This is a genomic window from Brucella sp. H1_1004, assembly GCF_047308065.1.
In the GTDB taxonomy this organism is placed as follows: Bacteria; Pseudomonadota; Alphaproteobacteria; order Rhizobiales; family Rhizobiaceae; genus Brucella; species Brucella pseudogrignonensis_B.
This window is the reverse complement of record NZ_JAYKZA010000002.1, coordinates 1211970-1230108: the sequence shown is the minus strand read 5'-3', so window position 1 is coordinate 1230108 and position 18139 is coordinate 1211970. Positions and strand designations below refer to the sequence as shown.

Sequence of the window (18139 nt, the reverse complement as noted above, 5' to 3'; positions counted from 1 at the left end):
AGTGCAAACGGGTGTGGTGACTATAAATCCTCACGGCAGTAATTTTCCGCAGATTCCTACGCTGTTTTGCGCTTTTCCGGCTCTGTGGCCTTGCAGGATAAGCCATCTCATGTCATTGCGCCCTTAAATATCCACTCCCAGTTTCAGGAGCAGGTCATGACCGTTGAAAATAACTCCACCCCAAAAAATGGACTGACCTATGCGGAGGCCGGTGTCGATATTGATGCGGGCAACCTGATGGTCGACAAGATCAAGCCGCTTGTTCGCTCCACACGCCGTCCCGGCGCTGATGGCGAAATTGGCGGTTTTGGTGGCCTGTTTGATTTGAAAGCCGCAGGCTTTAGCGATCCTGTTCTGGTTGCTGCGAATGACGGCGTCGGCACCAAGCTCAAAATTGCTATTGATGCAGACAAGCACGACACTGTCGGTATCGACCTCGTCGCCATGTGCGTGAATGATCTTGTCGTTCAGGGAGCAGAGCCACTTTTCTTCCTCGACTATTTTGCAACCGGCAAGCTGTCACCTGATCAGGGTGTAGCCATCGTTTCCGGAATTGCGGAAGGTTGTTTGCAAGCTGGTTGCGCGCTGATTGGTGGCGAAACCGCTGAGATGCCGGGCATGTATCGTGATGGCGATTATGATCTTGCGGGTTTTGCTGTTGGTGCCGCTGAGCGCAATCGTTTGCTGCCACAGGGTGATGTTGCAGAAGGCGACGTTATTCTTGGTCTTTCGTCTTCAGGCGTTCACTCTAACGGTTTCTCGCTTGTACGTCGCATTGTTGAAATTTCTGGTCTTGGCTGGAAATCCGATGCGCCGTTCGCAGAAGGCGAGACACTCGGCGAAGCGCTTCTGACGCCGACCCGCATTTATGTGAAGCCGCTGCTTGCTGCAATCAAAACATCAGATGGCATCAAGGCGCTTGCACATATCACTGGCGGCGGTTTTCCAGACAATATTCCACGCGTGCTGCCGGAAGGCTTGGCTGCTGAAATCAATCTCAATGCAATCAACGTTCCTGCCGTGTTCTCCTGGCTTGCCAAGACCGGCGGTGTTGAGCCGCTTGAAATGCTGCGCACTTTCAATTGCGGAATTGGCATGATCGCCGTTGTCTCGCCAGACAAGGTTGATGAAGTCGTTGCAGCACTCGCAGCTGAAGGCGAAAACGTCGTCGCGCTGGGTCGTATGGTCAAGCGCGAAGGCGAAGGCGTTGTTTATCAGGGCACACTGAAACTATGAGCCGCAAACGGGTCGTCATTTTCATCTCGGGCGGCGGCTCCAATATGGAGGCGCTGATCCGCGCTGCTCAGGCGCCCGATTTTCCAGCTGAGATCGTCTCGGTTTTCTCTGATAAGCCCGATGCAGGTGGCCTTGCGAAAGCGCAGGCCACGGGCATCGCAACGCAGGTTTTCAGCCGCAAAGATTATGCCTCCAAGGATGCACATGAAGATGCAATCCTTGAGGCGCTTGCGCTGCTCAACCCCGATATTATCTGCCTAGCAGGTTATATGCGACTGTTGTCAGCTAAGTTTATTACGCCTTATGAGGGCCGTATCCTCAATATCCACCCTTCTCTGCTGCCGCTTTTTGCCGGGCTGCACACACATCAGCGTGCGCTTGATGCTGGCATGAAACTTGCGGGCTGCACCGTGCATCTGGTGACGGAAGGCATGGACGAAGGCCCTATTCTGGCGCAGGCCGCTGTACCAATTATCGAAGGCGACACTGAGAGCGCGCTTGCGGCACGCGTCTTGAAGGCAGAGCATAAGCTTTACGCACTTGCGCTCAGCAAATTTGCCAGTGGCGACGCAGAAACTGGCTTGTCACGAGATGCAATGGTTATCAGCGCTTAGCTTATCAGCATAAATAAGCGGTAATTTCATTACACCCTAATTTTTTTGTTAACAAAACTTTAATTCTCGCGAAAATGCCCTAATTGAGGTTCGTAAGGGAAGCTGCTTCGGCAGCCCTTGAGATTCGCATAAGCGTCTCTTCCAATATGTGTTTATTTTTAGAGGACAACATCATGTCTCTCCGTTTTTCGACTTCCTTCCTGTCGGCCATGGCTGTTGGTTCAGCTATCGCAATGACTGCTCCTGCCATTGCGGCTGATTATGTTGCTTCGCCTTCATCGGCGCGCACACAGCCGCGCTCCGAAGTCGGCACACTGTCCTGCGAGCTTTCACCTGCGATCGGTGTCATCATCGGTAGTCAGCAAGATGTTGATTGCGTGTTCAAGCCAGTTCGCGGTCAAGGACCAGTAGAACGCTACACCGGCAACATCACAAAGCTCGGCGTTGATGTTGGCTTTGTAAATGGCGGCCAGCTTGCATGGGCTGTTTGGGCTCCAACCGTTCGTCCAGAAGGCGCGTTGAAGGGCCGTTATGTCGGCGCATCAGCTAACGCAGCTATCGGCATTGGTGCAGGTACCAACGTTCTGACTGGCGGTTCGTGGAAGACAATTTCGCTTCAGCCGATCTCGTTGCAGGGCCAGAAGGGTCTTAACGCGGCTGTAGGTCTTTCGAAGCTCAAGCTGAACTACGCAGGCTAATTCAGCTCTGTAAATTCAAAGCCCGCGTCGAACATAAATTCGGCGCGGGCTTTGTTTTAGATATTTAACGCGCATCCGGAAAACCGATTCTCACTTTTCGGGATGCGCTTTAAGCGACTTTTCTCACCCATATTTTCGTGTCGTGAACCGCCAAACCACCATAAGGGGCGGCAGGTTCAGCACCGATCAGCGTATTGATCCCCTCACCGCGCTCAAATGTCGAATTCGGGAAAATTCCCTCAGACACAACGACACCGCGCTTTTGACCAGCCCGCAGCACGGCGTGAAGAACTACTTCCCCGCGATGATTGCCAATTTCGATCCGTTCACCGTCCGCAATATCAAGTTGAGCCGCATCATCCGGGTGAATGAGAAGCTCTGGCCTGATTTCCTTGGCAAGTGACGTTGCGGTTTCGGCAAAGGTCGAGTTCAGGAAATTATGCGCCGGAGAAGTCGCAAGGCGGAATGGGTGCTCTGCGTCCACAGCCTCGATCACATTCCAGTGGTCTGGAAACTCGGGCATTTTGTGATGTGGACCTTGCAGCCCCATCACTTCCGGCGGCTTATTGGGTGATGGACTGCCCGTCCAATCCGGTTTGAAACGGAACTTGCCATCAGGCCATTTGAAACCATTGATGTAATGCGCTTCTTCAAAAGGCGGCTGCAAATCAACAAAACGCTTTTCTTTAAGCTCTTCGAAATGCGGCAGATCGCTGTTGGCATTCATATTGTCGATCAGCGTGAGCTCGTCGACATGAAAGCCGGGTAGATGCGCGACGCCCAGACGATCAGCCAGTTCGTTGATGACAAAGATATTCGGACGCGCTTCGGCAAGCGGTTCGATCAGCTTTGGACCGAGAACCACATGCTGTTGCCCGCCACCGCGATAAATATCATCATGTTCGAGGAAAGTAGTCGCGGGTAGCACAACATCAGCCATTTTAGCCGTATCCGTCATGAACTGCTCGTGCACGGCGACGAACAAGTCTTCTCGTGCAAAGCCTTTGCGCACAAGGCGCTGTTCCGGCGTTACGTTCATCGGATTGGTGTTCTGGATAAGCATCGCCATGACGGGCGGACCACCATAAAGCGCTTCGCTATCGCCTGTCAGAATACGCCCGATCTTCGATTGATCGAGAAAACGCAGGCTTTTATCCTGCATTGCGCTGCCTTCGATCTCGCGCTTGTCCATCTTGAAGATGCCAGCATTGGAGTGAAACGCACCACCACCCTCATATTGGAACGCGCCGGTAACACACGCAATTGATGCGGCAGCGTGCATGTTCACAGCACCATTGCGCTGGCGTGTAAAGCCATAACCAAGCCGGAAATAGGTGCGCTTGGTTTTGCCAACCAGATGCGCAAAAGCTTCGATTTCCTCGACACTCAAGCCGGTAATCTCAGCAGCCCATTCTGGTGGGCGGGAGGCAAGATGCGCTTCCAGTCCTTTTGGATCGTCCGTATAACGGTTGAGATAATCCCAATCGGCAAGTCCATCGCGAAACAGCACATGCATGACAGCGCAAGCAAAAGCGCCATCTGTGCCGGGTTTCAGCACAATGCCCATATCTGCCTGTCGCACCGTCGCATTGGCATAGATGTCGATAACAACGATCTTCGCACCACGATCTTTGCGCGCTCGCACGGCATGGGTCATTACATTGACCTGTGTCGCAGCCGCATTGGTTCCCCAGATAACGACAACGTCAGCCTTTGCCATCTCGCGGGGGTCCGGGCCGGTCAGACTGCCAGTCCCCGCAAAATAGCCGGTCCAAGCCATATTGGTGCAGAAGCTATCGAACTGGTTGGAATAGCGCTTTGCATAACGCAAACGGTTAATCGAGTCGCGCTGCACGAGTCCCATCGTACCAGCGTAATAATAGGGCCACACGCTTTCGCTGCCATATTGTTCTTCAGCCTTGATGAAGCGCTCGGCGATCAGATCAAGCGCCGCTTCCCATGATGCTTGCTTCCATTCACCATCACCCTTTCGTCCGGCGCGAATAAGCGGATGTTTCAAACGATCGGGATGATGAACGCGCTCGGCATAACGTGCAACCTTAGCGCAAATGACGCCAGCGGTGTAGCTGTTGTCTTTCGCACCACGAACGCGACCAATGGTGCGCTCATTCAGGATCTCGATATCGAGCGCACAGGTGGATGGACAATCATGCGGACAGGCGGAATGACCAATGGTGATATTTGATTTGGGGGGCGTCTGGCTCATAATACTTTTTTAGCGCAAGCGAAGTTCGGCAGAAACGAATTTCTGATGATTTGCGCCGCCTGCGACGAAATAGATTTTTATGAAAGCCGCAAGGTAATTGCGCCGAGGACGATCAATCCAGCAGCAAGAACACGCGGCAAGCCAACCTTCTCTTTGAGAATGAACGCGGAAATTAGAATACCAAACAGAATTGCCGTCTCTCTGAGCGCTGCGACAACAGCAATGGGCGCCATGGTCATCGCCCAAAGAGCAAGACCATACGACAGCAAAGTGCCTATACCGCCGATAAGGGATGGGCGCCAATGATTGCGAATATATTGGATAAAGCGATCTGGCTCACGATACAGCGCCCAGAATCCGAGCGGAAAGGCGTTTATCAAAAACAGCCAAAGCGTGTAGGATAAAGTATGGCCCGATGCCCGGACTCCAACACCATCGATAATGGTGTAAGCTGCAATGAAACCAGCATTGGCGAGCGCCAATAGTGCCGTTTTGCTCGAAGTACCGCCATTGCGCCGGCGCGCCTCTAGCGCCATGGCAAGCACGCCAGCGCAAATCAGAACGATGCCAAGCCAGCTCCCCCACCCCATCGCCTCACCGATCAGCGGAAAACTGACAATTGCCACCAGCAAAGGCGGTGTTCCGCGCATGATCGGGTAGGCTTCGCTCATGTCGCCCGATTTATAAGCGGCCGCAACCAGCGACATGTAGAATATCTGCGTGATCGTGGACAGCCCGATAAATTTCCAGCTTGATGGATGTGGCAGCGGCAGGAACGGTAGAAAAAACAGTGCTATAAGTCCTGCAAATCCGACCACGCAGGCGGCGGCAAAGAATTTATCACTGCCTCCCTTAACGATAGCGTTCCAGCTCGCATGAAAAAATGCGCCACAAAGGACAATCAGCAGAACAGTACCGGACATAGAAGACACGACTCAAGCAAGAGCAGATGATGAAACTTATATGTCATATTTGATGAAGCGGGGATATTGCCGAAAGCGACAAGGCATGAAACAAGCGCAGACATGAATTATCGCCACGCCTATCACGCCGGAAACTTCGCTGACGTCGTCAAACATGTCATCCTTTCCCGCATCGTCGAATATCTCAAGCGCAAGGATCAGGCTTTTCGCGTGATCGATACCCATGCGGGGATCGGACTTTATGATCTGCGTGGTATTGAAGCTGAAAAGACAGACGAATGGAGCGGCGGTATCCGCCGCATATTCGACGCGTTAGAAAAAGGCGAAATCCCGCCACAGGCAACCGAACTGCTTCAGTCCTATCTCGACGCTGTGCGCGCGGTTAATCCAAAAGGTGGACTGCGGCATTATCCCGGCTCGCCCCTCCTCACGCGCCATCTCTTGCGTAAGCAGGATCGTCTTTCAGCTATAGAGCTCCATCCGCAGGACGCCAAAAAGCTCTCCAAGCTTTTTGATGGCGATTATCAAGCACGTGTCATCGAGCTTGATGGATGGCTGTCGCTTGGCGCACATATGCCACCCAAGGAAAAGCGCGGGCTGGTTCTGGTTGATCCGCCATTTGAGATTGCGGGAGAATTTGATCGTCTCGTCGATGGTTTGGTCAAGGCCTATAAGCGCTTTCCCGGCGGAACCTATGCTTTCTGGTATCCGGTCAAGGATCGCAAGGAAATTGAGCGTTTTGCAAGAAGCCTTCGCGAAACGGAGATTGCCAAGATCATGCGGATTGAGCTTTCGATTCGCGCGCCTTCATTAGAACCAAGACTTGATGGAACTGGAATGATCGTCGTCAATCCGCCCTACACACTCGAAAGTGAGATGCAAATCCTGCTTCCCTGCCTTACCAAATTGCTTAGCGAAGAAAAGGGAGGCAATTTCAGCATACAATGGATACGTGGTGAAGCGGATCGCACTTGACCGTCGCCCCTTGCTGAATGAAACTGCACCTAAGCCAATTTAATGAAACGAGCTTCGCGCTCGAAGTGTGAGACAGGATAGAGACATGCACCGCAAGTTGGATCGCATCGGACAGTTTACTCGGACAGCGCTTTTAGCTGCGTCGGTTGTTCCCCTGACGTTCGTCTCCCTGCCCGCAAGCGCTGCCGATTATCTGAGAACTGCACCAGTCGCAGTTGGCGATGCTGGTCTTTGCAATCAGCAGAGCGTCTTGCGTCGCGTAGTTTCTGATTTTGGTTATCAGGTTCGTCATGTTCCACACCTGCCGCAGGTTGGAATCTCAGCGATGAGCGATGTTCGCCTCACCCGCTATGAACCGAAGAACAATTCAGCTCAGATTGAACGTACTTATTGTAAGGCAACAGCTGTACTCAGCGATGGTCAGTACCGTCCGGTCTGGTACATGGTTGAAGAAGGTCAGGGCTTTGCTGGCGTCGGCAGCAATGTCGAATTCTGTGTCGATGGTTTCGACCGCTGGTATGTGTTTGACGCAAGCTGCCGCGTTCTGCGTTGATAGCCCCGATGTTGCGTAAACTGGCGGTGACTTCAGCCGCCATTCTTACAGCTTCTTTCGCAGCGCTGCCCGCAATGGCGCAAGATCGGGGCGATATCCGCCCCGGCAATTTCGATTTCTATGTGTTGTCGCTGTCATGGTCACCAAGCTATTGTGCTTTAGAAGGACCGCGCGCGAACAAACAGCAATGTAGCTCATCCCGGCCCTATGGCTTCGTTGTTCATGGTCTTTGGCCACAAAATGAATGGGGTTATCCTGCCAATTGTCAGTTTGACAATGCACGCAGCCGAGGCAGCTTTGTCCCTCGTCCAATCATCTCAAGCGTTTCCGACATTATGCCGTCAACCGGTTTGGTCGCGCACCAATGGCGCAAACATGGAAGCTGCTCTGGCCTGTCCCAAAACGATTATTTCGCAACAGTTCGTCAGGGCTATGAGCGCGTAAATATTCCGCCAAGCCTGCGTAATCTGACTTCCAGCAGACGAGTCGATCCGATGCTGGTAGAAAAAGCATTTGTTACAGCCAATCCCGGAATGAAGCCGGACGGCATATCTGTTTCCTGCAAGCGCAACTATCTTCAGGAAGTTCGAATCTGCATGACAAAGGATCTCAAATTCCGCGCGTGTGAGCAGATAAATGCGAATGCGTGCCGCAGCCGTTCGGTTATGCTGCCAGCAACAAGATAATCTTAAACCTCAGGAATAATGATGACCCAGATCCTTTATTCGCCGGCCTCACCCTACAGCGCCAAGGTACGCATGGCAGCGACTTATGCTGACATTCCATTTGAAAGCGTGGTCGTGACCACCTCGGCTGAGCCAGAGAATCTGGTCAATGCCAATCCGCTCGGCAAAATACCAACCTTAATTACCGATGATGGTAAATCGGTTTTCGACAGCCGTGCGATCATGCAGTATCTCAATCGTGTTTCCGGAAATAAGATTTTTCCGCGCAATGCTGAAAAGCGCACTGACGCGGAGCGCTATGAAGCAATCGCTGATGGTCTGGCTGATGTTTTGCTAGCCCATGTTTATGAGCGTCGCGCGCGCCCTGAAGAAAAAGTGCACCAGCCATGGCTTGACCTGCAATGGCGCAAGGCAGAACGGGCGCTGGACCTTCTGAATGAAGCTCCGCCACGTCTTGCTGGCAAGCTTCACGGCGGCCATCTGGCCGTAGCTGCAACGCTTAGCTATCTCACTCTACGCTTTGGAGATAAGTGGGAGCGCGGTCGCCCAAAGCTCAAGCGTTGGATGAAGCGGTTCGAAGAACTACATCCAGAATTGGTCAAGCTTTTACCGCAAGGCTAAAAATTCAGACAATAAAAAAACCGGGCAGTTTCCTGCCCGGTTTTTTGTTCAATTACATAGTAATTAGAACTTGTAGCCGATACCGACGCGGATGTCCTGCGTGTCCAGCTTGTCACGAACAGTCGTGCCACCAAGATCGTAGTTCTTGTTGCCAAACTGAGTGTAGCGGTATTCTACGCGACCAAGAATGTTTTCGGTCAGCTTAGCTTCCATACCAACGCCTGCAGTCCAACCAACGCGGAACTTGCTTTCATCATCGTTGTTGCCCGAAAGCTTAACCTGCGAACCAGCAACACCTGCGGTGATGTATGGCAGAACTGGGTTCATGTCATAACCAAGACGGCCACGGAGCGAGCCTTCAAAGCCCTGCTTAACCTGAAGACCATCACGGGATTTTTTGGCTGCCGAGTAACCTGCATCGCCTTCAACACCGTATACGAACTGGTCCTGCTGGAAGTTCCAGCCAGCGTAAGCGCCACCCTTCCAGTCGTCAGGCTTAACAGTGATGTTGCCGCCAGGAACTTCGTTCTTCGACTTGTTCCAGCCGTAGCCGAGGTACAGACCGGTATAACCACCAGCCCAGCTTGCCTGAGGAGCAACTTCAACTGGAGCAGGAACAGGAGGCTGTTCCATGATTGCGTCAGCTGCGAAAGCAGTTGCAGAGAACGGCAGCAGCGCAGCCGAGGCGATTACGAGAGACTTAAGAGTGCGCATTGCATTCTCCTTCATTAAATTACCTTTAGCGCGGTCCCTTATCGGGCGGGCAGCAACTTGGGGAACAGGTGACCCATGCCGCGCTGACAGGAACGACATATCGACGATAATTGCGGCACGATCTGCTCCGTGGTGTGGAGAGAACCTGTCGAGAACATGGCAAAATTGCGATGTTGCATTCTGGCAACGCCCTCATACCACCCCTATATAAATGGGGAGGCTTAAGATAATTAGAAATTTACGGGATAGTCGCCAACTGAAACCACTGAATTTATTAGTCTTTTGTCAGCAGTCTGTGTGAGCCCCACTATTTTCCGCTACTTTTTTCCGGCAAAATGGCATGAATAACGACAATGAATCACGATAAGGAAGTGTTTACCCTGTTGGAAACTCCGCAAACCATTTCGCTTGCAAATTGCCCTGTTCTTGTGACCGGCGGTGCGCGACGCATCGGCAAAGCGATCGTTCATGATTTAGCAGCGCATGGCTTTCCAGTGGCGATTCACTGTAATCGCTCGGTTAAAGACGGCGAAGAACTTGCAGGGGAGATTCTGGCGAATGGCGGAAAAGCCTGTGTTGTGACTGCTGATCTGGCGAACGAAGATGACGTGCGCGGATTGGTGCGGCAGGCATCAACACAGCTTGGACCGATTCGTCTGCTTGTTAATAACGCGTCACTCTTTGAAGACGACCGTGTTGGCAGTCTTGATATGTCATTGTGGGATCGCCACTTTGCTATTCATCTTAAAACACCCGTTGTGCTCGCTGAGGAAATGGCAAAAGCACTGCCGGAAAATCTGGATGGGCTTGTTATAAACGTCATCGACCAACGCGTGTGGAAACTGAACCCGCAGTTCTTCTCTTATACGCTTTCAAAGACTGCGCTTTGGAATGCTACAAAAACACTCGCACAGGCACTTGCCCCGCGTATCCGTGTCAATGCTATTGCCCCCGGCCCCACTTTGCCGAGTGAACGCCAAAATGTGGAAGACTTTGAATTACAGGTCAGCCGTTTACCGCTGCAACGTGCACCCGACCTGTCGGAATTTGGACGCACTATTCGCTATTTCTGGGACAGCCGCTCCGTAACAGGCCAGATGATCGCTCTTGATGGCGGTCAACATCTGGCATGGGAGACGCCCGATATAGCAGGAATTAAAGAATGACCACTCCACGCAAATTCAATGATGATGCTTCTTCGCACCTGCTTTCGGATAGTGAGCAGGATGTGACAGATATTGTCATAGATGATGCGGATATCGACGATGATGTTTCTTTAGATGAGACGCCTGCTGTCGCTTCAGCCGCTGATTCCATTCAATGGGATTCATCGGACGGTTTGCCGGATACGACAGGCCTGAGTGGCGCAGACATTATTAGCGCTTTCGTCAAGCACTTGCCAAACAATCCAGGCGTTTACCGGATGTTCAACAACGCGGGCGACGTGCTGTATGTCGGCAAAGCCCGCAGCCTGAAAAAACGCGTTTCAAATTATGCCCGCGGTGTCGGGCATTCCAACCGCATTACCCGCATGATCGGCGAAACCGTGACAATGGAGTTTGTCGTCACGCGAACTGAAACAGAAGCGCTGCTTCTTGAAGCGAATCTCATCAAGCGTTTGCGGCCGCGCTTTAATGTTTTGCTCCGTGATGACAAATCGTTTCCTTACATCTTGCTGACTGGCGGCCACCGTGCACCGGGCATTTTTAAGCATCGTGGCGCACGCACACGCAAAGGTGAGTTTTTCGGACCATTTGCATCTGGCGGAGCTGTCACACGAACCATTAACGCGCTTCAGCGCGCCTTTTTGTTGCGCACTTGTACAGATTCGGTTTTTGAAACCCGTACCCGCCCCTGCTTGCTTTATCAAATCAAGCGTTGCTCTGGTCCATGTACGCATGAAGTCAGCGACGAGGACTATGCTGAGTTGGTCGATGAAGCGAAGGCCTTTCTTTCTGGTAAGAGCCAGAAGGTGAAAGACCATCTCGCGGCGGCAATGCAAGCAGCATCGGCCGATCTCGATTTCGAACATGCGGCTGTTTATCGGGATCGTCTTGCCGCACTCTCGCATGTTCAGTCGCATCAGGGTATCAATCCCCAAACCGTTGAGGAAGCGGACGTCTTTGCCATTTATCAGGATGGTGGCATGACATGCATTCAGGTCTTCTTCTTTCGTACAGGCCAGAACTGGGGCAATCGCGCTTATTTTCCGAAAGCCGACAGTTCGCTTAGCGCTGCCGAAGTGCTTGGTGCGTTCCTGTCCCAGTTTTACGATGACAAACCTTGTCCAAAACTCATTCTTCTATCGGAAAGCATCGAAGATCAGGAGTTGCTCGGAGAAGCGCTTTCATCGCGGGCGGGCTATCGCGTGCATGTCAACGTTCCGCAGCGCGGCGAGAAGAAAGAGCTCACTGATCATGCTTTGACCAACGCGCGCGAAGCGCTTGGCCGTCGTTTGGCGGAAACATCGTCACAAACACGCTTGCTCAAGGGGCTGGCCGAAGCTTTCGAATTGCCGACAGTTCCACGTCGCATCGAAGTTTATGATAACTCGCATATCATGGGCACCAATGCCGTGGGCGGAATGATCGTGGCTGGGCCGGAAGGCTTTGTCAAAAATCAGTATCGCAAGTTCAATATCAAATCGACAGACATCACGCCCGGCGATGACTTTGGCATGATGCGGGAAGTGATTGAGCGACGTTTTTCGAGACTGGTCAAGGAGCATGGCGAACCAGAGCCTGTAAGCGATGTCGAAAGCAACGATGCTTTCCCAGCATGGCCTGACCTCATTCTGATTGATGGTGGTCAAGGACAAGTCGGTACTGTCAGGCAGATTTTAAGCGAACTCGGCATCGGTCACCTAGTAACGGCCATCGGCATTGCAAAAGGCGTGGACCGTGAAGCTGGGCGCGAGCGTTTCTTTATTGAAGGTAAGCCGCCATTCACATTGCCACCACGCGATCCGGTACTCTATTTCATCCAGCGCATGCGTGACGAAGCACACCGATTTGCAATCGGTACGCATCGTGCAAAGCGAAAGAAGGATTTTGTCGCCAATCCGCTTGATGAGATTTCAGGAATCGGTCCGTCGCGCAAGCGCGCGTTGCTTCATCATTTTGGGACTGCAAAAGCGGTGTCCAGAGCAGCCATTGAAGACCTCATGCAGATTGAAGGTATTTCAGAGGCGATGGCAAAGACCATTCACGATCATTTTCATGATCGATGACGTAATTTTGTCCGGGTTTGGGCGAGTAATTCTCCACAGGCGTCATTACGTCCATAAAGAACACATGAGCAGGTGTTGATTTTCTTAGTCATCCCTGATGTTGTGCACCAGCAACGGATACGGCGGTACAATGCGGAAAAATCACACTCTCTCCCTACCAAACATACTGACTTACGCTCGGATTATTGCCGTGCCGCTTGTCGTTTTATGTTTCTTCGTAGAGGGACGACTTCAATCGAGTGATAATTCGCGCTGGGCCGCATTAGCAATTTTTGCTATTGCCAGCATTACAGACTTTTTCGATGGCTATCTCGCACGTATCTGGCAACAGACGTCAACGATTGGCCGTATGCTTGATCCGATCGCCGATAAGCTTCTGGTATCGGCCTGCCTTCTGTTGCTGGCAGCTGATGGCACCATCGCTGGATGGACGCTGTGGGCAGCGATTATCATTCTTTGCCGCGAAATTCTTGTGTCTGGCTTGCGCGAATATCTTGCTGAACTCAAAGTCAGTGTTCCAGTGTCAAAATTAGCAAAGTGGAAAACCACTGCGCAGATGGTTGCTTTGGCGTTCTTGCTCGCTGGTCCTGCCGGCGAGAAAATCCTGCCCTTCACTACAGAAATCGGCATTATTCTGCTCTGGATTTCGGCGATTCTAACGCTTTACACCGGCTGGGATTACTTCCGCGCTGGCCTCAAGCATGTCATGGATTGATCATGATGCACATAAAGCTCGTCTATTTTGCTTGGGTTCGTGAAAAAATCGGCAAGGGCGAGGAAGTTATTGAGCTCCCACACCAGAAAATCAGCGTGAGCGACCTTATTGCTCATCTGAAAACGCTTGGCGAAGAATATGAAGCAGCATTCGAGCATGAAAACGTCATTCGTGCTGCGATCAACCAAGAACATGCCGAACATGATGAAATCATTCGAGATGGCAATGAGGTTGGGCTTTTTCCGCCTATGACAGGCGGATGACATGACCAAAAGCAATGACTGCTATCTCTGCATTCGCGTACAGAGCACTGACTTCGATCTTACCGAGGAAATAAGGAAACTTGGCGAAGGTCGCAAGGACATCGGCGCGATTGTCAGCTTTACTGGTCTTTGTCGCGATGAAGGTGGCACGCTTTCTGCGCTTGAACTTGAACACTATCCAGGCATGGCTGAAACTGCAATTCAAAGCATTGCTGACGAAGCGATCAAACGGTGGCCCTTGTCCGGCGTTTCGATCATTCATCGCTATGGGTTGATAAAACCCGGAGAAAATATCGTCCTTGTTGTAACCGCATCATCTCATCGACAGGCCGCTTTTGAAGCAGCCTCCTTCCTTATGGACTTCATGAAGACTGATGCGCCGTTCTGGAAACGAGAACATTTACTCGACGGCAACAAGGGTAATTGGGTCGAATCAAAGGTGGCGGACGACCACAGCCGTGAGCGCTGGCAGAAGCGCTGAATGCAGCATTTGTTTCAACACGATGCCGCAGATAAAATTCTTTTTCGCATACAAAGAGTTTCTCGGTTCTAATTTAATGCCGAATTAACTATTTAACCCCCTAAAATATAGGCTAATTTGTAAGGTGTGTGACTACGCTGCCACAATTTTCACATGATACCGCGCTTATTGTTTGTGCAGTGACTGTTGATGCTTTTGAGTGAGCGAATGCGACAATCAAAAGATTGTCTGAGCAGCTAAAAGTATGACACAAAAAGTTTGGGGGAACGAAAGTTTCGAATTGGCGATGCTAAAAGGACTGACGAAAACTCTTTCAATCGTGGCAGCACTTACTGCTGGACTGGGTGCATTCGGTGCAGCGGCCATGTTTGTGACAACCTCCATGCCAACGGCAAGTGTTGCTGCTGAAAAGACAATCAGTGGTAAGGTGATGTATCGTGAGCGCATTGCACTTCCTCCGGAAGCACACCTGATCGTGCAGCTCACAGATGTTTCCCTTGCTGATGCACCGTCAAAGATTATTGCTGAAACAACGGTTAATACATTGCAGGGCGTACCCATCCCTTTCGCAATTAGCTTCGACACTGACGAGATTGAACCAAGCCATAATTACGCTTTGCAGGCGCGCATCGTCGCCGGTGATACATTATGGTTTGTGAATGATGAGCGCTATTCGATTGACCCGAAGAAGCCCGACGATTCCATTGAGATTAAAGTTGTAATGGTTCGCAAAAGCTCGGATGAATCAACCGCCATTGGGATTGAAGGCAAAGACTGGCTCGCTGAAGACATACAAGGTGGTGGAGTCGTAGATACTGCGCAAACCACACTCCTTGTCGACTCGGATGGCACTGTGAGCGGTTCAGGCGGATGCAACCGCTTTATGAGTAAGGCGACAATCTCAGGCAGCAAAATCTCCTTTGCCGAAATCGGCTCCACTTATATGCAATGCCCGCCCGCTCTGATGAATCAAGAACGCAAGTTCCTAGATATACTCGAAAAGACACGTTCGTATAAAATGGATGCTGGAAAACTCGTCCTGATTGATGAAGGCGGCGACGAGTTGGCAAGGCTTGCTCAAAGCCTTTAACACTAAGAAATATCAATACAAAAAAAGCCCGGTCTCGCGACCGGGCTTTTTCAATTCATCTATCAGCAATTAGCCGACGATTTCGGTGCCGGAGAACCAGTAAGCAATTTCTTCAGCAGCGGTTTCAGGAGCGTCCGAACCGTGAACCGAGTTTTCGCCAATCGACAGAGCAAATTCCTTGCGGATGGTACCAGCGTCTGCGTTTGCAGGGTTGGTTGCGCCCATGATTTCACGATTCTTGAGAATGGCGTTTTCGCCTTCGAGAACCTGAACGACTGTTGGGCCGGACGACATGGATTCAACCAGTTCTCCAAAGAAAGGACGTTCTTTGTGGACAGCGTAGAAGCCTTCAGCTTCACGGGTGCTCATCCAAACGCGCTTGGAAGCAACAACACGCAGACCAGCTTCTTCAAGCTTGGTGGTGATCGCGCCGGTCAGGTTGCGGCGAGTTGCGTCAGGCTTGATCATGGAGAAAGTACGTTCGATTGCCATTATGACACCTTGTATGATGGAAAATTCGGAAAGTGAGGCTCTATAGCGTTGATAGGCCCGATTGCCAAGGGGCAGCGCCCTTGGGTATGTCGCTTATCAGCTTGAGACGACAGAAAATTGACTGCATAGATGGATAATTCGATTCCAATGCGGGGACTCATGGAACAGCACTTTCAAATGTTCGCCTATTACAATCGCTGGGCCAATGAGTTGCTGTATTCCGCAGCTGCCGATTTGAGCGATGTGGATTACAGGCTCGACCTCGGCCTTTTCTTCGGCTCGATCCATCGAACCTTTAATCATCTTCTCGTAACAGACCGTATCTGGATGAAACGTTTCACCGGCGAAGGCGATCATCCAAACGAGCTTGATGCCATTATAACCGATGACTTCATCAAACTACGCGACCTGCGAAAAGCTGAAGATGAGCGTGTCTGCAAATATATTGAAAGCATGAATGCCGAACGGCTTGCAGGCCGCTTCACCTATATGACAACGACCAATGTGCGAACCATCAGCCAACGGCTTGCGCCAGCACTGGGTCATTTGTTCAATCATCAGACGCACCATCGCGGACAAATTCATGCGGCACTCACCCGTTTGAGTGCGGATGCTCCCTCGCTCGATCTTATTCAGTTTCAGCGTAGCGAAGCGGGACGCCGCTTCGCCTGATATTCAATCAGTTGATACTTGCGCAAATATTGGAAGCCGTGCAAAAGCCTTTTCATCATGCTTATTCTTGACGATATCTCTGTACGCATCGCCGGGCGCCTTCTGATCGACCACGCCAGTGTCACACTGCCAGCGGGGTCGAAGACGGGTTTTGTTGGCCGTAACGGCACCGGAAAGTCCACACTTTTCCGCGTGATTACCGGTGATCTTGCATCGGAGAGCGGCAGCATATCCCTGCCGAAGAATACGCGCATCGGACAGGTAGCGCAGGAAGCTCCCGGCACCGAAGATGCGCTGATTGAAATCGTCATGAAGGCGGACAAAGAGCGCGCAGCACTTCTTGAAGAAGCAGAAACTGCGACCGATCCGCATCGCATTGCCGAAATTCATACGCGCCTTGCCGATATTAATGCCCATTCGGCAGAAGCACGCGCAGGCGCGATTCTTTCAGGTCTGGGCTTTGATGCCGAAGCACAGCGCCGTCCCGCATCCGCCTTCTCCGGCGGCTGGCGTATGCGTGTGGCCCTCGCCGCTGTTCTTTTCTCCGAGCCCGACCTGTTGCTGCTCGACGAACCGACCAACTATCTCGATCTTGAAGGCGTTTTGTGGCTGGTCGACTATGTGAAGCGCTATCCGCACACTGTTATCATCATCAGCCATGATCGTGACCTGCTGAACTCGGCCACGTCGTCAATCATGCATCTCGATCAGAAGAAAATTAGCTTCTGGCGTGGTAATTACGATCAGTTCGAGCGGCAGCGCCATGAGATGCTTGAGCTTCAGCAAAAGGCTCACGCCAAGCAGGAAGCGCATCGCAAGCATATGGAATCTTTCGTTGAGCGGTTCCGTGCTAAGGCTACCAAGGCCCGTCAGGCACAGTCACGTATGAAGGCGCTGGAAAAACTAAAGCCCATTGAGCTTTATGTTGAAAGCAATGTGCAGCCGTTCCGCTTTCCTGACGCAGACAAAAAGACTGCATCGCCCGTCATCGCGCTCGATAACGCAGATGTCGGCTATGTTCCGGGTAAGCCAGTACTGCGCAACGTGACGCTTCGCATCGACAATGATGATCGCATTGCGTTGCTCGGCTCCAACGGTAACGGCAAATCCACGCTCGCCAAACTGATTGCCGGGCGTTTGCAGCCTGAAAAAGGCTCGCTAACGCTTTCGCCAAGCCTCAAAGTCGCATTCTTTGCGCAACATCAGATGGACGATCTGATTCCGGAAGACAACGCCATTGAGCACGTACGCAAGCTGATGCCGGGTGAGTTGGAAGCGAAGGTTCGCGCACGCGTTGCTCAGATGGGACTGTCGACCGAGAAGATGCTGACACCCGCAAAAGACTTATCGGGTGGCGAGAAAGCACGGCTTTTGATGGGCCTTGCGACTTTCCACGGCCCTAACCTGCTGATCCTCGACGAACCGACCAACCACCTTGATATTGATAGCCGCGAAGAACTGGTTCACGCGCTCAATTCTTTTAACGGCACAGTAATTCTGATTGCGCATGATCGCCACTTGATTGAAGCCACGATGGAGCGCCTGTGGCTGGTCCGTGAAGGCGGCGTCAAAGCGTTCGACGGCGATCTGGACGAGTACCGGCAGATTGTTCTCGCTGATGCGAAGGGCGATCAGGTTTCAGAGCGTGAGGAAGGTCCGAAGGTCAACAAGGCAGAGCAGCGCAAACTCGCCGCTCAGAAGCGCGAAACATTCGCGCCTTTGCTGAAAAAGATCAAGGAAACCGAGAGCTTGATGCAGAAACTGCAGAAACAGATTCAGGCATCAATGGCGCAGCTGGAAGACCCTGCTCTTTATGAAAAAGAACCGCAAAAAGCGATCAGGATTAATAAAGAAATGAGCGATGCAAAATCGGCGCTCGCGGAAGCGGAAGACAAATGGCTGGAAATGTCTTCCGAATATGAAGAAGCAATGGCTGAATAATAATTTCGG

The 18139-nt window shown here is 51.8% G+C and carries 19 protein-coding genes; 15 read left to right on the top strand and 4 right to left on the bottom strand.

Going from position 1 to position 18139, the window contains the following annotated elements:
- The first annotated feature begins 156 nt into the window (after nt 1-156).
- The 3 genes from purM (at nt 157) to U2P60_RS13150 (ending at nt 2548) form a co-directional block, all read left to right on the top strand.
- Nucleotides 157-1236, top strand: a complete 1080-nt coding sequence (gene purM, locus U2P60_RS13160; RefSeq protein WP_413572960.1) for a phosphoribosylformylglycinamidine cyclo-ligase — start codon at nt 157-159, stop codon at nt 1234-1236.
- Nucleotides 1233-1850 carry a phosphoribosylglycinamide formyltransferase gene (gene purN, locus U2P60_RS13155; protein ID WP_413572959.1) on the top strand — a complete coding sequence of 206 codons (618 nt, stop codon included), beginning with the start codon at nt 1233-1235 and terminating at the stop codon, nt 1848-1850. Before purM ends, purN begins: the two co-directional genes overlap by 4 nt.
- A gap of 173 nt (nt 1851-2023) precedes the next feature.
- Nucleotides 2024-2548, top strand: coding sequence for a DUF992 domain-containing protein (locus U2P60_RS13150; protein WP_313828284.1), 525 nt, complete (start codon nt 2024-2026; stop codon nt 2546-2548).
- 109 nt (nt 2549-2657) lie between these two features.
- Here U2P60_RS13150 and U2P60_RS13145 read toward each other — a convergent pair whose 3' ends face one another.
- Nucleotides 2658-4775, bottom strand: a complete 2118-nt coding sequence (locus U2P60_RS13145; protein WP_413572958.1) for a molybdopterin oxidoreductase family protein — start codon at nt 4773-4775, stop codon at nt 2658-2660.
- Between the two features lie 77 nt (nt 4776-4852).
- Complete coding sequence (locus U2P60_RS13140; RefSeq protein WP_313828282.1) at nt 4853-5698, bottom strand: DMT family transporter; 846 nt, start codon at nt 5696-5698, stop codon at nt 4853-4855.
- A 102-nt stretch (nt 5699-5800) separates the two neighbouring features.
- On the opposite strand from U2P60_RS13140, the gene U2P60_RS13135 reads away from it, so the two are divergent.
- From U2P60_RS13135 to U2P60_RS13120, 4 genes are all read left to right on the top strand, one after another.
- A complete protein-coding gene (locus U2P60_RS13135) occupies nt 5801-6673 on the top strand; it encodes a 23S rRNA (adenine(2030)-N(6))-methyltransferase RlmJ (RefSeq protein ID WP_413572957.1) in 873 nt (290 codons plus the stop codon).
- 85 nt (nt 6674-6758) lie between these two features.
- The gene (locus U2P60_RS13130; RefSeq protein WP_413572956.1) at nt 6759-7226 is read left to right on the top strand and encodes a phage portal protein; all 468 of its coding nucleotides are present in this window, start codon (nt 6759-6761) and stop codon (nt 7224-7226) included.
- Nucleotides 7227-7234: 8 nt separating this feature from the next.
- Complete coding sequence (locus tag U2P60_RS13125) at nt 7235-7912, top strand: ribonuclease T2 family protein (RefSeq protein ID WP_413572955.1); 678 nt, start codon at nt 7235-7237, stop codon at nt 7910-7912.
- A 21-nt stretch (nt 7913-7933) separates the two neighbouring features.
- Nucleotides 7934-8533 (top strand): glutathione S-transferase, encoded by a 600-nt coding sequence (locus U2P60_RS13120; RefSeq protein ID WP_413572954.1) that lies wholly within the window; start codon nt 7934-7936, stop codon nt 8531-8533.
- A 63-nt stretch (nt 8534-8596) separates the two neighbouring features.
- On the opposite strand, the gene omp25 is transcribed toward U2P60_RS13120, so the two are convergent.
- Nucleotides 8597-9247, bottom strand: coding sequence for an outer membrane protein Omp25 (omp25, locus tag U2P60_RS13115; protein ID WP_313828276.1), 651 nt, complete (start codon nt 9245-9247; stop codon nt 8597-8599).
- Nucleotides 9248-9600: 353 nt separating this feature from the next.
- On the opposite strand from omp25, the gene U2P60_RS13110 reads away from it, so the two are divergent.
- The 6 genes from U2P60_RS13110 (at nt 9601) to U2P60_RS13085 (ending at nt 15025) form a co-directional block, all read left to right on the top strand.
- Nucleotides 9601-10413 (top strand): SDR family oxidoreductase, encoded by an 813-nt coding sequence (locus tag U2P60_RS13110; RefSeq protein WP_413572953.1) that lies wholly within the window; start codon nt 9601-9603, stop codon nt 10411-10413.
- Nucleotides 10410-12476: an excinuclease ABC subunit UvrC gene (gene uvrC / locus U2P60_RS13105; RefSeq protein WP_413572952.1), complete on the top strand. Its 2067-nt coding sequence runs from the start codon at nt 10410-10412 to the stop codon at nt 12474-12476. Before U2P60_RS13110 ends, uvrC begins: the two co-directional genes overlap by 4 nt.
- A 130-nt stretch (nt 12477-12606) precedes the next feature.
- On the top strand, nt 12607-13191 hold the full coding sequence (gene pgsA, locus U2P60_RS13100) for a CDP-diacylglycerol--glycerol-3-phosphate 3-phosphatidyltransferase (RefSeq protein ID WP_313828272.1): 585 nt from the start codon (nt 12607-12609) through the stop codon (nt 13189-13191).
- A 5-nt stretch (nt 13192-13196) separates the two neighbouring features.
- Nucleotides 13197-13454, top strand: a complete 258-nt coding sequence (gene moaD / locus U2P60_RS13095; RefSeq protein ID WP_413573794.1) for a molybdopterin converting factor subunit 1 — start codon at nt 13197-13199, stop codon at nt 13452-13454.
- A gap of 1 nt (nt 13455) precedes the next feature.
- Nucleotides 13456-13935 carry a molybdenum cofactor biosynthesis protein MoaE gene (locus U2P60_RS13090; RefSeq protein WP_413572951.1) on the top strand — a complete coding sequence of 160 codons (480 nt, stop codon included), beginning with the start codon at nt 13456-13458 and terminating at the stop codon, nt 13933-13935.
- Between the two features lie 286 nt (nt 13936-14221).
- A complete protein-coding gene (locus U2P60_RS13085) occupies nt 14222-15025 on the top strand; it encodes an META domain-containing protein (protein ID WP_313828622.1) in 804 nt (267 codons plus the stop codon).
- A 69-nt stretch (nt 15026-15094) separates the two neighbouring features.
- On the opposite strand, the gene ndk is transcribed toward U2P60_RS13085, so the two are convergent.
- Nucleotides 15095-15517 (bottom strand): nucleoside-diphosphate kinase, encoded by a 423-nt coding sequence (ndk, locus tag U2P60_RS13080; protein WP_313828268.1) that lies wholly within the window; start codon nt 15515-15517, stop codon nt 15095-15097.
- 159 nt (nt 15518-15676) lie between these two features.
- Between ndk and U2P60_RS13075 the strand changes: the two genes are divergently transcribed.
- Both U2P60_RS13075 and U2P60_RS13070 read left to right on the top strand, forming a co-directional pair.
- Nucleotides 15677-16189 carry a DinB family protein gene (locus tag U2P60_RS13075; protein ID WP_413572950.1) on the top strand — a complete coding sequence of 171 codons (513 nt, stop codon included), beginning with the start codon at nt 15677-15679 and terminating at the stop codon, nt 16187-16189.
- Nucleotides 16190-16246: 57 nt separating this feature from the next.
- Nucleotides 16247-18130, top strand: coding sequence for an ABC-F family ATP-binding cassette domain-containing protein (locus U2P60_RS13070; RefSeq protein ID WP_413572949.1), 1884 nt, complete (start codon nt 16247-16249; stop codon nt 18128-18130).
- Nucleotides 18131-18139: the final 9 nt, after the last annotated feature.